Source organism: Gloeocapsopsis sp. IPPAS B-1203 (genome assembly GCF_002749975.1).
Classification (GTDB): Bacteria; Cyanobacteriota; Cyanobacteriia; order Cyanobacteriales; family Chroococcidiopsidaceae; genus Gloeocapsopsis.
In genome coordinates, this window is the sequence record NZ_PEIG01000006.1 from 356948 (window position 1) to 370831 (window position 13884).

Genomic DNA, 13884 nt, shown 5'->3' on the forward strand with positions numbered 1-13884 from the left:
ATGATTTTTTGTTCTGTGCTGTGCGATCGCTATTTCAACAAATCCTCAATTTCTTCATCTGTCAATCCGAACTGCCTAAAAATTCGCAATACATAAGCAGGAGACATTTCTTTTGCTCCCATATCAATTGGGACTACTCGTGTTTTACCTTCAACAACACGGGTATAAAGACTATGATCTCCTTTACCCTCTCGGTAAAATATGCAACCTGCCTTCTCTAAAAGTTTAATTAATTGCTTTGGCTTGAGGGAGGGAATATTTTTAGGCATAAACTGCCCTAAACTCGTAAACTTCTGATCCTGGCTCCTTCGACTCTACAGTCAAAAACTCATGCAATTCCTTTATCGGAACAGGAGCGCAATAAACATCAGTTCTAGACTCGTAAATATCTTGAAAAGACTCAATTGCCTCTTTTAATTTTTCGATGGCGCTATCCTGCGTTTCTCCTTGACTGACAATCCCATTTTCTAAACATAAGGCAACCCAATAACCGGCACTTTGTCGCAGAATAACGGTGTAAAAATCCATGTTACTGGCTTTGTTGAAATAACCTTGTGTTGTTAATTTTAGTCTAGGGCTGTAATTTTGCTCGTTACCCACATAGCATAAGCTTAATCAAGGTTCGCTGTGAATTGCTGGAGGCTGCACGGAATCTTGAGGGGCTACATATGAACTCCAGAGATTGCGTAGCGAAGAAAAGGCAAGAAGTAAAAAGGCAATGGCACAAGCTCGGTAAGTTAACCGCGTCCAATCTCTTTGAGATCTTTGGAATACTTGAGTAACAAGTCCAGCACAAACGAATGACCAAAGAAAGGACGCAACCATAAAGCCAGTGAAAAAGATTAAATTGTGACTAACTGTAGGATCGCTTACTCCGATAGCACCCATTGCACTACCTAAAGCTGCCCAGTACGCTATATTTTGTGGATTTGTGATTGATAGCAAAATACCAGAACGCAAAGCTTTTTTACTATAAGTGTTTGTCGGAGCGAGCTTGATACTGAATTCTTTATTTGCCTCTTGCCACGCATCCCCAGCTAGCCAAAGTAGATAGAGTACGCCAGCAAGCCCAATTGGTAGACGTAATAAGTCCCATTGCAAAAGTAATCCAACGCCTGTCAAACCCAGTACAGCCCAAAGCGCATCTCCTACAAGCGAACCAATTTGAACAGCTAACGCACCTTTGAAACCACCTCTGATTCCCTGTCGAATAGTCTCTGCAAAAACTGCTCCAGGTGCAGCATTGAAGATGAATCCTAAAAACAGTGCAGTAAAGAAAAGTGCAAACATTAAGTTTCCTCTATTGCAGTCACTTCATTAAGTGTGCAGTGAAATTGAAGATAAGAATAGGGATAATTGTTATTGCTTATTTTGACAATCTAGAGTATATTTAAGATAATGGAAATATTTGTCTATTTTTAAAATTTGGTTAGATTTTTATTATGAAGAAAATCATCAACTAACTTAGATATTACCAGAAAGCAGCCCCAAAAATAAAGCGATTTTTTACTAAATTTATCAAAAATAAATAATTCAAAGCTGTGCTAAAGAAACAAAGTAAAAGTATCTTGATAGATGCGATCGCTTCAAATTACTGAGGTAAAATGTAGCATAGTAACTACGTAAAAACCCAGATGAATCTGCAAGATGACATTAGCGATGTGCAAGAGCCAATTCTCACCGCGCCAGCAGAAGTCAGGCAAATTATTGAACAGGTGTGGAAGTTAGAAAAGAGCAGACTTGATAAAAAAAGTAACAGCCATATCAACGATGATATTTTGCGGATTGTCAAGGAAGCGGTGCGATGAAGTTAACTTCAATTCGGCTGTGTAACTTTCGTTCGTTTTATAGCAAAACACCGGAAATTGTCCTTGCAGGTGGAACAAATCGCAATACGACAATCGTTCACGGTAACAATGGTGCAGGGAAAACGAGTTTCTTAAATGCATTTACGTGGGTACTATACGAGAAGTTTAGTGCGGCGTTTGCTTCTGCTGAACAACTTGTCAATAAACGGGCGATCGCCGAAGCAAATATCGGAGAAGTCATCGAATGCTGGGTAGAAATATTTTGGGAACATGATAACAAACGCTACCGCGTTAAACGCGAGTGTCGCGTGTATAAAAACGACACCAACTTTGATGCGGGTAAAACCCAGTTATTTATGCAAATAGCTGGCGATGATGGGCGGTGGTATCATTCACCACAACATCCAGAAGACGTGATCAATCAGATTCTACCGTCAAGCTTACATCAGTATTTCTTTTTCGATGGCGAACGAATCGAACAAATTGTGCGATCGGATAAGAAAGCAGAAATTGCTGAAGCAACCAAAATCTTTTTAGGCGTGAAAGTCATTGATAACTCAATCAAGCATTTAAGTGAAGCCAAAAAAACGCTAGAAAATGAATTAAAAGTGATTGGTGATGCCCAAACCAAACAACTTTTGAGAGAACGGCAAAAGATAGAAATTGAGATTGAACAAATTACACAGCGCCAAAGTGAGATTACTCAAGAGTTAGAATATCAAAACACTTTTAAAAAAGAAACAAGTCACCGTCTACGCGAACTTGCTGCGGCGCAAGAACTACAGGAAAGACGGCAAAATTTAGAAAACCAGAAAACAACAAATCAAGAAGAACTACGAAAAAGTAAAGAAACTCTCAAGAAAACTATTTCTACACGCGGTTACAGTGTACTACTACCGTCAACGACAAATCAATTTCGAGAAATTATTGCAGCATTAAAGCAGCGCGGCGAGTTAACCGCCAGAATTTCGCAAGAATTTGTGCAAGAAATACTGCGCGATCGCCGTTGTATTTGTGGTACACAACTAGACGATGGAAGTGATGTGCATCAAAACGTCAGCAACTTGTTAAATCAAGCTGGTTCTTCTGCTGTCCAAGAAACTGTTATTCGGACAATCGCCCAAGTTGACGAAATTGACAAACAAGCAACTGCTTTTTGGGAAGATGTCGATCGCGAACAATTACGTATTAATCAATTAAGAGAAAGTATATCACAAATCGAAGCTGAGTTAGATAATATTCAAGAACGTTTGCGTAAAGATCCCAGCGAAGAAATTCGCAATTTGCAACTTCGATTGGATGATATTGATAGAAAAATAGCTGAATTAAACATTGAACGCGGTGAAAAGAATCAGCGTGTTGATAGTTTAAAAACTGAAGCTGCTGAATTAGATAAGCAAATTGCCAAACAAAAATTTAATGAGGAAAGACAAGCATTAGCACAAAGACGGATTGCTGCAACTTTAGATGCAATTGAACGATTAAACGAAGTTAAACAACGCCAAGAGAAGCAGTTTCGTTTGCAATTAGAAAAACGAATTCAAGAAATATTTAATGAAATTTCTATCACGCCCTATATTCCTAAAATTAGTAAAAAATACGAACTCACATTAATAGAAAATACTTCTGGTGTAGAAGCACCCGTTGCGGCTTCTACAGGTGAAAATCAAATACTGAGCTTATCATTTATTGGTAGCATCATCGACAAAGTGCGCGAGTGGAGTGAAAGAAAAATGTTGATGGTAGCTGATGGTAGCACATTTCCCATAGTGATGGACTCGCCGTTTGGAAGTTTAGATGAAACTTATCGGCGACAAATTGCCAAGATTATTCCCCAATTAGCTAATCAGTTGATTGTATTAGTGAGTAATACCCAGTGGCGCGGAGAAGTAGAAGCAGAAATGACTTCAAGAATCGGTAGGGAATATGTTCTAACTTACTATTCTTCTAAACCAGATTGCGAAGAGGATGCGATTGAAATTGTAGGACAAGAGTATCCTTTAGTTAGACAAAGTCCTAATGAGTTTGAGTATACTGAAATTCTTGAGGTAAATCGCAACGGTTGAAGGTAAACACAGTGCTACAAATTATTAAAAAGCTTTAAGAAAATGGTAGAAACTGGCAGAATTAGAGTAGCAAAAGACAAAGCTGACTTAGTTAAATCTTTAATTTCAACTGACGGTGCAACAGGTCCTTTTCAAACCTTTGCAGATGCGATCGCCTTTGCTGCTGCTTTGGGTGCAAAGCACAATAGACGAGTACCTTTAGGAGAAATTTCAAAAAGAGAACCTTCTCCTATTAGATTAGAGTACTTTGCATCAATGGGACATGACTGCGTAATTAAGTTATTAGCAATTACGGAAACAAAAGACATTAAAATTCTATCGCTTACTGAGGAATCCGAAGCTAAACGTAACCTTATCTTTGAAGAATATGCCAATGGCGGACTAGAAATACTGCAAAATGAGTTACGTGGAGCAGTAGACTATTCTGAGCGAATTTTATTAATGCTTTGTCCTGAACGCGAACAGCAAGAACAGCAAAATGAAGAGTTTGATTTAAGTAAATTTCTATCTTGAACTAATCAGTAAAATAATATCATCTCCGGTTAAATAACCTTGCTTTGTAGTTAGTGACTAGTGACTAGCTACCATTTTTGGTAACACTAATCAACCGGAATTGCTATCATTGTTTGCTGCAGAAACTTCGTATTTATTGTTAATGAATTAAATCTATATAGTTCAAAATCACTCTCAATGTATGAATTACAACATAGGTGGTAATCCTATTGCTTTTGGTTCCACAAGCTGACCATCAAAGCCGATCGCCTGTTTTTCAATAGTTCTTGCATCTGCTACAGCCTTACGGAGTTCGGCGCGTTCCATTGGTTCTTGGATTCCGCCGAGAATGTAAATGAGTAGCTTTGCTGCTAAATCGCGCCCTGCAACTTGTACGCGCTTTTTGTTTGGGTCGTATAAGATACCGTACCAAAGCGATCGCGGATATTCCATGCTACTAAAACCACCTTCTAAGTCAAACTTGTGGAGTTTCTTAAAGATGTCTTTGAGTGAGAAACCTTTTTTGAAGACTAAAATTCCTAAAGCTTGCGCTAAAGCAACTTGTCCAACAGGGCGAAAAAGCATATTTCCTTCACCGCCATCCTTCTCGAAACTAAAGCGTCGGAGTAACGGTGTTTCTTCCGCTTCGAGTACCCGATAACTTGGTAGAGTCGCTAAATAATCAAATAACTGCTGAAATTCTACGATTCCCGCCTCTAGTTCTCGATCGTTTGGGCGTATCGGAATCAAACCTTTATCTAATGGTTTCCAGTGTAAGAACTTTTGTCCGAGATATCGCTCTGACATCTCTTTAAGTGCTTGCAGTGTTGTTAAAACCGTAGATTTAGTAGCAACTGTAGCGCTATTCCAATTAACGCGCGGCTTTCGCGTGCTTCTTTGTTCTAGAAGTGGATGCGTCGTCGCAATTTTTCTCGCCACGATCGCAAATCCATCATCCTCATTCAACTGCGCTAATTGACCTTTCGTCAAAGGTACAGCCATTAAGTTGACATGAACAAAAATTGATCTTACCCGTCGTCGTGCTTGTTCGCGAGTTTCACCTTTCTCGACTGCACAGATAAACTCAATTCCTATTTTTTCTTGAGGTAAACTTTCTAAATAATCAACATTTACGTGATAATGCTCGATCAAGTCATTTAAAGTAATGACACTACCATCAGGAGTCTTGTCTTTGCGATAACGCTGAAGTTGATGCGTCTCAAGTAATTCCATCAACCCTTGTACTCCCATCAAGCGGTGTTGACCATCAAGTGCATAAATTGTAGCTTCAGGTGCAATATTGAGTAACCCAATACCTTCACGGTCTAAAGGCGTAAAATCGATAGTAGACTTTGTAGCGCATCCTTCACTATCCCATTCTGTTGCTTTAGGATTATCTACCCACGGTTGATGAATGACAACAAGCACTGGTGGAAACTTATGATTTTTCCATGCTGCTAAGTATTGTACCAGAGGTATTTGCCGCGACCAATCAAGCGGGCGTTGTTGAATTTCTGCGATTGTATCCGCATCGACTTCTACATTATCTGTTGCAGGATTATGCTTAGGCTGAAGCAGCGGTAAACATGATGCAAAGCGCACTTGTTGCGCAAACCACTCCAAGGTAACAGAGCCTAAGTAAGCTTGAGTACCACCCATCGTTGTTGTTTGCACGAGAATTCGAGCTTCTAAATATGGTGCTAACAACGAAGCCAATTCCTCTGGTTTGTTGTCCTTGCGATATTTACCAGTAGTATCAGCTACTCTCTTATTCATAAATTTCTCAACTGAAGTTCTTACAAAGCTTAAGCTGTTAAGAAATTGAGCGCTAAAAGTTTTTAAAAACCTTTAAACTTGACAATACAGGGTTGCCCTTCACAAGAGTCGTTATATAGATGCGTAGTTTCGACTTGTGTAACCACACAACGGCATAAGTTTCAGAAGAGAAGGATAAAATGTCTACAGCACAACAGCAACACAACCAAGGCGAGCAGGCACGTACTGTAGCAGATTTAGTTGCAGATATTCAAGCTCTTACCACTGAAATTCAAGAACTATACTGTTTAGACGAAATACCTTGGTGTGTAGGCTACAGTGGCGGAAAAGATAGCACCGCAACTTTGCAACTTGTGTGGAATGCGATCGCATCGCTCCCACCCGAAAAGCGTACTAAAACAATCCACGTCATCACGACGGATACATTAGTAGAAAATCCGATTGTTTCTGCTTGGGTGCGTAACTCGCTCCAACAGATGAAGCTTGAGGCTGAAGCGCAAAAATTACCATTTCAACCGCATCTCTTACAGCCAGAGGCTAAGGAAACATTTTGGGTAGGTTTAATCGGTAAAGGTTATCCAGCACCTAGAGGAAAATTTCGCTGGTGTACCGAGCGTCTTAAGATTAATCCATCAAACCGTTTTATTCGTGATGTGATCAGAACAAACGGTGAAACCATTCTTGTTTTAGGTACTCGCAAAGCTGAAAGCACAAAGCGTGCAAACAGAATGAAGAAGATGGAAGCTAAGCGGGTCAGAGATCGCCTCAGCCCAAACATGAATTTACCAAACTCGTTAGTTTATAGCCCCATCGAAGACTGGCGCAACGATGAAGTATGGCTTTATCTGATGCAGTGGGAGAATCCTTGGCGATATAGCAACAAAGATTTATTCTCAATGTATCGCGGTGCTACGGCTGATAATGAATGTCCCTTAGTGGTTGATACATCGACTCCTAGTTGTGGAAGTTCTCGTTTTGGTTGCTGGGTTTGCACACTGGTTAGCCAAGATAAATCACTAACAGCCATGATCCAGAATGATGATGAGAAAGAATGGATGCAACCACTACTTGATTTCCGTATGGAATTAGATGCAGAAGAAAATCGTGAAAGACGCGATTTTAGGCGGAGGAATGGTAACGTACAACTTTACGAACGCAACCTAGATGGCGATATCTCTGTTGAACCAATTCCAGGTCCTTATGTTAAAGAAGCAAGAGAATATTGGCTTAGAAGACTCCTGACAATTCAAACACAAATTCAACGTACCGCGCCAGCAGAAATGCGCGAGCTTACCCTAATCACTCTAGAAGAGTTAAGCGAAATCCGCCGTATCTGGTTAGAAGAAAATCACGAGTTTGACGACAGTTTACCGCGAATTTATCAAGAAGTTACAGGCGAACCTTTTCGCGATCCACGCCCAGGAAGCGATCGCACTTTGCTCGGTAGCGACGAATGGGCTGTACTCGAAGAAATCTGTGATGATGACGCAATGCATCTCGAATTAATGGCAAAGTTACTCGATACCGAACGACAATATCGCACCATGGCGCGTCGTAATGGCATTTTTGAGGCGTTAGAAAAGTGCTTTGAAACAAGTTCGCGTTCCAAAGAAGAAGCGATCGCTAATGCACATTACAAAAGAGACTTGAAAAATGCTGCTGAGCAAGGCAACGTTGAAACTGTCAAGCAGTTAACATGGGCAAGCCTAAAGTTTCAAGCTACATCCATAGATGACAATAGCTTAAGTGATTAGAATCACTGCCCATTTTAATGAGTTTGATACAGTTCAGATAGGGCTGAACTGTATTCGACTGCTAAAAAAGTTGTTAGCTGCTATTTACCAAAGAGCGCGAACACCCTCACCCGCAGGTTGCTCCACTCCAGTAGTGTCGTCGTTATCGTTGTCCGTGTCTGTAGGTGCTCCGACTCCTGGTGTAGTAGTATCTTCTGGTGTGGTAGTTGCATCCGGTGTCGTTGTCGCAGGAGCTGTGGGATCGGTTGGCGTACCTAATCCTGGGGTAGTTGCATCTGGTGTTGTTCCAGGAGCTGTGGGATCGGTTGGTTGTCCTAATCCTGGGGTAGTTGCATCTGGTGTTGTTCCAGGAGCTGTAGGATCAGTTGGTTGTCCTACTCCTGGCGCAGTCGGATCAGTTGGTTGTCCTACTCCTGGGGTAGTTTGAGCAAGGATTTGATTAGAGCTACCAAGTTTGGCGTTGGAATTAATTTGCGTTAAAGCTGGAAGAGTCACAAGAGTCGCAGCACCAGCAAATCCCAATAGACTTGTCAGCTTGAGAAGCATTTGGCGTTTCCGTGCTTGCATTAATTTCTCCTCAAAATACACACTAAGAACAAGACGAACTAAAAGGTAAATATCAGTTTCGTCTATAGTTGGTTCCTGAATGTCAAACCAGGAATTTTTACTCAGTTTAGAGATGTGTGCTGGAGATTTTCTCTTCCTTGAGTCGTAGTTTGTTCTTTTGATACGTTTTGTTTATCAATGCTAACCCGCGTGTAGCTATGTTAATGTTTGACCTGCAAATCTTTATTTGAATACTCAGTGCTAGTATTTTTTTATACAGCACAGGCGAGCGCGATTTGTGTCATTTTTGAGTTATTCCACAACTGTGACAGGAGTTCCTAGACTGACTTGACTAAACAACTCTTCGACGTCTTTGTTGTACATCCGAATACAGCCATGCGAAGCTGCTGTACCTACTGTTTCAGCATTAGGAGTACCATGAAAACCAATTGAATTTCTGCCATCACTCCAGAAGCCAATCCAATACGAACCTAGTGGATTTTCGGGGTGTCCTCCTGGAACTGTCTCATCTGTCAACGGACTAATCCAAGTAGGATTTTTTAACATTTGACCTACGCGAAAATTACCAGTCGGAGTTTCCCAACCAGGACGCCCTACTGCGATCGGATAACTTTTTATCACTGTCTCTCCCTGATACAGAGTGACTTTGCGACTGTTTAGCTGAATCTTTAATCTCAAAGGCTCAGCGACTTTGTTAGGTGTATTGTTAGCAGGAGCTTGAGGCATAACCGATTGTGTCACAACCGGTGGCGATTCTGATAAATTTTGCTGATGAGCAAACTGGTGAGCGATTACATTGGCAGCTACTACTACGCCAGCTAGGGCAAACAATTGCTTGATCATCTGTAAAATCTAGCGTATGGGTAAAGAATACTATTTTACATACAAAGCTGTAAAGCATCCTTCCGAAGTCAGAAAATATAAAATTTATCCAATCAACTATTTGCTAAAATTACTTTTGCTCATTGCTTAGAAAATAATAACTTCATATTTTTTATTTATTATATAGTCACTTTATTTGAGTTATGAAAATCTTTTTTAAAGAACTAAAGAGAGATGAAAAAGATCGCTGTATTGTCTGGAGTTTTTTCCATTACATCAATAACATGAAGTAGAGATAATGAATAGAAATGTTTGTAAATAATCCTAAAAGTTTATTCTAAAAATTAAGTATTTATAGCATTTGTAATTGTTTAGCATAGATAAACACAGTGATATTTCTTGAACTCGTACTACAAAATTTTGGTCCTTATCTAGGGCGACAAGTGATTAATTTACGCCCTCAAGCAAACGAAGATTGCCCGATTATTTTATTGGGTGGCATGAATGGTGGAGGAAAAACCACACTTATGGATGCGATTCGTCTTGCTTTGTATGGTCATCGTGCTCAATGTTCTACGCGTGGTAACTTAAGTTATTCTGACTTTTTAACACAATCGGTAAACCGATATACTTCTATGGGCGAACCAACTTCGATTGAGTTAGCGTTTGAGAATATTTTAGATAATGTACAAGTCGAGTTTCGGATTAAACGAAGTTGGACTAAAAACCCTCGTAATGGTAAAGATACTTTAGGTATTTTAGTTGATGATTGGCCTGATAATGCTCTGGCTCAAATTTGGGATGAACGGATCGAAGATTTACTACCTTTAGGAATTTCAAACCTATTTTTGTTTGATGGCGAACAAGTTCGAGAATTAGCAGAACAAGAGGCTCCTACCCCAATTGTAGTTGAAGCAATTCGTTCGTTACTTGGTTTAGAATTAGCTGAACGTTTAGCAACAGACATAGAAATTTTAGTTAATCGTCGGCGTAAAATTATTGCAGATAGTCAAGCACTCGTAACTCTAGAAGATATTGAGCAAAAACTGAGTCATCAGCAAAAAGAATATCAAAGTGCAAAAGCATATTTAGCAACAATTCAAGATCAATTAACTTACGCTCAAAAACACCAGCAAGAAACTTCAGATAAGTTCGTTTTAGAAGGTGGTAAGATTGCGGCTGAACGCAGTCAACTAGAAATTCAGCTACGTTACGAGCAGGAAGCAGTTACACAAAAGCGTGATGTGCTTACGGAATTAGCTAGTGGTACTTTACCTCTAAATTTGATTTCACCTTTATTGATTCAAGCTCATAATCAAGCACAACAAGAAGATCAACAACAACAAGCGCAGATTACTATAAATATCTTATCTGAGCAAGAACAAAAGTTTTTGAAATATGTTGCTGCTTTAAAATTAGAGCAGGAGCAAATAGAAAAAATTAAATTGTTTTTTTACCAAGAAAATGAGGATTTAAAACAAAATATTTGCTTAGAAGAATTATGGTTACTAGCGGAGCAAGAAAGTGTTTATCAACTCCAGGAAATACTCAATAATTTACCAATTTTACAAACTTTAGCAGAAAAGCAACTGAATGAATTAAAAAAACAAGAAGATAATTTAACAGCAATAGAAAGACGAATAGCTGTAGCACCAGCACCAGAAGTTTACGAACAACTAGGAGATGCAGTTAAATTAGCTCAAATTGAACTTGCTAATGCGAAAGCCGCTTATGAGACAGCAAGAAAGCGTTGTGATGAGTTGGCAATAGATATAGAAAAGACGAAAAAAGAGTTAGCGCAATATAGCGAAGAAAATATTGATAGAAAAAATGACGAACATATAATTACTGCATCAACTAAAGTACAGGCAACACTAAAACTATTTCGAGAAAAACTTACATTACGTAAACTAAATCAATTAGAATCGGTAATTACAGAATGTTTTTTATACTTGCTGCATAAGTCAGATTTAGTTCATCGCGTTGCAATCGATTTGGATACTTTTAGTCTTTCACTTTATGATTTTCAAGGGCAATTAGTACCAAAACATCGCCTTTCCGCAGGAGAAAAGCAATTACTTGCGATCGCCTTATTATGGGGACTCGCACGAGTTTCAAGGCGTAACCTCCCTATTGCTATTGATACACCACTAGGGCGGCTTGATTCTTCGCACCGCAATAACTTAGTCGAACGCTACTTTCCTTCAGCTAGTCACCAAGTTATGCTATTTTCCACAGACACTGAAATTGGTAAAAATGAAGTTGAACAACTCCGCAGTAACAATGCGATCGCCCGCGAATATCTTCTAAAGTACGATCCAGTAAAACGCTGTACCACAATCGAGCCAGGTTATTTTTGGTAACTAGTGATGAGTGACTAGTGGTGAGTAGCTAGTGAGAGTGTGGGAGAGTAGGAGTGTGGAAGTGTGGGAGTAGAGGTAATAGAGTTTTGAGTTTTGTTAGCGTAGCGGTGCGTTAGCACGTTTTGAATTATGAGTTATGAGAAGACTTTGATGGCATTCTTAACTCAACACTCAACATTCTTAATGAGTAACTCTCTTAGTCTCCCTACTACCCGCCTACCCAACTACCCAATCACTCCTCGTATGGAACCACCACTTGAGCGCATTCATCTATCACAAACTGCAAAAGAGCAGTTAATCAAACTCAAACGAACTACTAAGATAGACCAATGGAATATCTTGTGTCGCTGGGCATTTTGTCGATCGCTTGCGGAACCTACAAATCCCTCCCCTGTTCCAATTCCTGCTGATAGTAACGTAGAAATGACGTGGCGCGTGTTTGGTGGAGAACTATCAGATGTGCTGGCGATCGCATTAAAACAGCGCTGCTATAACGATGGTTTGGGTACTGACAAAGAAACGCTAGCAACACAGTTTCGCCTCCACTTACATCGCGGGATTGCTTATCTTGCTGGCGATCCGAATATTAAGAAGATTGAGGATTTAATTAAATTAGCGATCAAAAATTAAAATTGGTAACTGGTAATCGGTAATAACTAATTGCTATTTGTCTTGAGTCTTACTGAATAATTAAGATTAACAATACTAAAGCCAATTATGACAGAAGCTCTAGAAATTGAACGTCATAGAGCCGCGATCGCGCGTACTGATTTATCACGTCCGGTGCGATTAGCCATAGAATGGGCAATCATAAACAACGATACCACGATCTTTGACTACGGTTGCGGCTATGGTGGTGATGTCGAACGCTTAGCGGCGCGGAATTACACCTGTGCAGGCTGGGACCCTTACTACCGTCCTAATACGCCGCATACTTCGGCAGATATTGTTAATTTGGGCTATGTTCTCAACGTCATTGAAGATCCCGAAGAACGCCGCGCAGCGCTGTGTCAAGCTTGGAACTTGACACAAAAAGTTTTAATTGTCGCTGCCCAAGTTTTGATTCATGACCGCAGCAATGCCAAAATAGCTTATGGCGATGGGATTGTAACTCGACGCAATACGTTTCAGAAATATTACGAGCAAGAAGAATTAAAATTATACATTGATGAAGTCTTGCAAGTTGATGCTGTCCCTGTCGCATTAGGAATTTACTTCGTCTTTCGCGATGAAACTGAAAAAGAAAGCTTTCGGGCTTTGCGTTTTCGTTCGCGGAGTTTAACACCGCGCGTCCGTACTCCAAGTAAACGCTTTGAAGATTATCAAGAACTCCTAACGCCACTGATTGATTTTGTTACCGAACGGGGTAGATTACCTGTTAAGGGTGAACTAGCGGAAACTTCGCGTCTTGGCGGTTCCCGTCACGATGCGAAAGTTTCCAAGACAGGTGCGCAAACCGAAATTCTACTCGAATTTGGGACTTTTCGCCGTGCCTATAATGTGATTTTGCAAGCGACTGATGAAGCTGAGTGGGATGCGATCGCCTATCGTCGTTCGTTGGATATTTTGGTGTATCTTGCCTTAACGCAGTTTGGTAAACGTCCTAGCTTCAATCAACTCGCCTCAGAACTCCGTCAAGATATCAAAGCCTTTTTCGGTACGTATCAAGAAGCTTGCCAAGTTGCCGATAAAATGCTGTTTAGCTTAGGAAAACCTGGTGTTGTTGCCCAAACCTGCAAACAAAGTAAAATTGGCAAACACTTACCAACAGCGCTGTACGTCCATGTTTCGGCGTTACCCGAACTCGATCCTTTACTGCGTATTTATGAAGGTTGCGCTAGCCGCACGATTGGACGTATGGATAACGCAACATTAGTTAAATTTTACACTGATAAACCTAAAATATCGTATCTTTTTTATCCAAATTTTGACACTGAGGCTCATCCTGCATTACATACAAGTATGCAAATTGACTTACAGAACCTTGGTGTGGTTTATCGCGAATATGACAATGTGGCGAACCCGCCAATTCTGCATCGCAAAGAAACTTTTGTGACACCAAGTTATCCGCTGTACGAACGGTTTGCTAAATTGACACGGCGCGAAGAGAAATTAGGGTTACTCAAGAATACGCGCACCATTGGAACGCGCGACGGTTGGCAAAAATGGTTAGAGGAAAACGGTGTGGAGATTAAAGGCGATCGCATCGTTTCTAAATGATGTATGGAGTTTACTC

Annotated in this window: 13 protein-coding genes; 7 read left to right on the plus strand and 6 right to left on the minus strand. The window is 40.3% G+C overall.

Features of this window, described 5'->3' with window-relative positions:
- Nucleotides 1–29: 29 nt before the first annotated feature.
- The 3 genes from CSQ79_RS13500 to CSQ79_RS13510 all read right to left on the minus strand — a co-directional run bounded on the left by CSQ79_RS13500 (nucleotide 30) and on the right by CSQ79_RS13510 (nucleotide 1290).
- A complete protein-coding gene (locus tag CSQ79_RS13500; RefSeq protein WP_099701683.1) occupies nucleotides 30–269 on the minus strand; it encodes a type II toxin-antitoxin system HicA family toxin in 240 nt (79 codons plus the stop codon).
- Nucleotides 262–528, minus strand: coding sequence for a type II toxin-antitoxin system HicB family antitoxin (locus CSQ79_RS13505; RefSeq protein ID WP_099701684.1), 267 nt, complete (start codon nucleotides 526–528; stop codon nucleotides 262–264). The genes CSQ79_RS13500 and CSQ79_RS13505 overlap by 8 nt, the downstream gene beginning before the upstream one ends.
- An 87-nt stretch (nucleotides 529–615) precedes the next feature.
- Entirely contained in the window at nucleotides 616–1290 is a 675-nt protein-coding gene (locus CSQ79_RS13510; protein ID WP_099701685.1) for a LysE family transporter, read from the minus strand.
- Nucleotides 1291–1634: 344 nt separating this feature from the next.
- Here CSQ79_RS13510 and CSQ79_RS27780 point away from each other — a divergent pair, with 344 nt between their 5' ends.
- From CSQ79_RS27780 to CSQ79_RS13520, 3 genes are read left to right on the plus strand one after another with little or no spacing between them, the layout of a single operon-like run.
- Nucleotides 1635–1808, plus strand: coding sequence for a hypothetical protein (locus tag CSQ79_RS27780; protein ID WP_289501112.1), 174 nt, complete (start codon nucleotides 1635–1637; stop codon nucleotides 1806–1808).
- Complete coding sequence (locus CSQ79_RS13515) at nucleotides 1805–3874, plus strand: AAA family ATPase (RefSeq protein ID WP_099701686.1); 2070 nt, start codon at nucleotides 1805–1807, stop codon at nucleotides 3872–3874. Before CSQ79_RS27780 ends, CSQ79_RS13515 begins: the two co-directional genes overlap by 4 nt.
- 42 nt (nucleotides 3875–3916) lie before the next feature.
- A complete protein-coding gene (locus CSQ79_RS13520) occupies nucleotides 3917–4387 on the plus strand; it encodes a DNA phosphorothioation-associated protein 4 (RefSeq protein ID WP_099701687.1) in 471 nt (156 codons plus the stop codon).
- Between the two features lie 186 nt (nucleotides 4388–4573).
- On the opposite strand, the gene CSQ79_RS13525 is transcribed toward CSQ79_RS13520, so the two are convergent.
- Nucleotides 4574–6142 (minus strand): DGQHR domain-containing protein, encoded by a 1569-nt coding sequence (locus tag CSQ79_RS13525; protein ID WP_099701688.1) that lies wholly within the window; start codon nucleotides 6140–6142, stop codon nucleotides 4574–4576.
- A gap of 179 nt (nucleotides 6143–6321) precedes the next feature.
- On the opposite strand from CSQ79_RS13525, the gene dndC reads away from it, so the two are divergent.
- Complete coding sequence (gene dndC / locus CSQ79_RS13530; protein ID WP_099701689.1) at nucleotides 6322–7896, plus strand: DNA phosphorothioation system sulfurtransferase DndC; 1575 nt, start codon at nucleotides 6322–6324, stop codon at nucleotides 7894–7896.
- 84 nt (nucleotides 7897–7980) lie between these two features.
- Here dndC and CSQ79_RS27065 read toward each other — a convergent pair whose 3' ends face one another.
- Together CSQ79_RS27065 and CSQ79_RS13540 are read right to left on the minus strand one after the other, a co-directional pair.
- Entirely contained in the window at nucleotides 7981–8463 is a 483-nt protein-coding gene (locus tag CSQ79_RS27065; RefSeq protein ID WP_289501113.1) for a superantigen-like protein SSL4, read from the minus strand.
- A gap of 291 nt (nucleotides 8464–8754) precedes the next feature.
- On the minus strand, nucleotides 8755–9306 hold the full coding sequence (locus CSQ79_RS13540; protein ID WP_099701690.1) for a L,D-transpeptidase: 552 nt from the start codon (nucleotides 9304–9306) through the stop codon (nucleotides 8755–8757).
- A 368-nt stretch (nucleotides 9307–9674) separates the two neighbouring features.
- Here CSQ79_RS13540 and dndD point away from each other — a divergent pair, with 368 nt between their 5' ends.
- From dndD to CSQ79_RS13555, 3 genes are all read left to right on the plus strand, one after another.
- On the plus strand, nucleotides 9675–11648 hold the full coding sequence (dndD, locus tag CSQ79_RS13545; protein ID WP_099701691.1) for a DNA sulfur modification protein DndD: 1974 nt from the start codon (nucleotides 9675–9677) through the stop codon (nucleotides 11646–11648).
- 243 nt (nucleotides 11649–11891) lie between these two features.
- Nucleotides 11892–12278, plus strand: a complete 387-nt coding sequence (dndE, locus tag CSQ79_RS13550; protein WP_099701741.1) for a DNA sulfur modification protein DndE — start codon at nucleotides 11892–11894, stop codon at nucleotides 12276–12278.
- Nucleotides 12279–12365: 87 nt separating this feature from the next.
- Entirely contained in the window at nucleotides 12366–13868 is a 1503-nt protein-coding gene (locus tag CSQ79_RS13555; protein WP_099701692.1) for a DNA phosphorothioation-associated putative methyltransferase, read from the plus strand.
- Nucleotides 13869–13884: the final 16 nt, after the last annotated feature.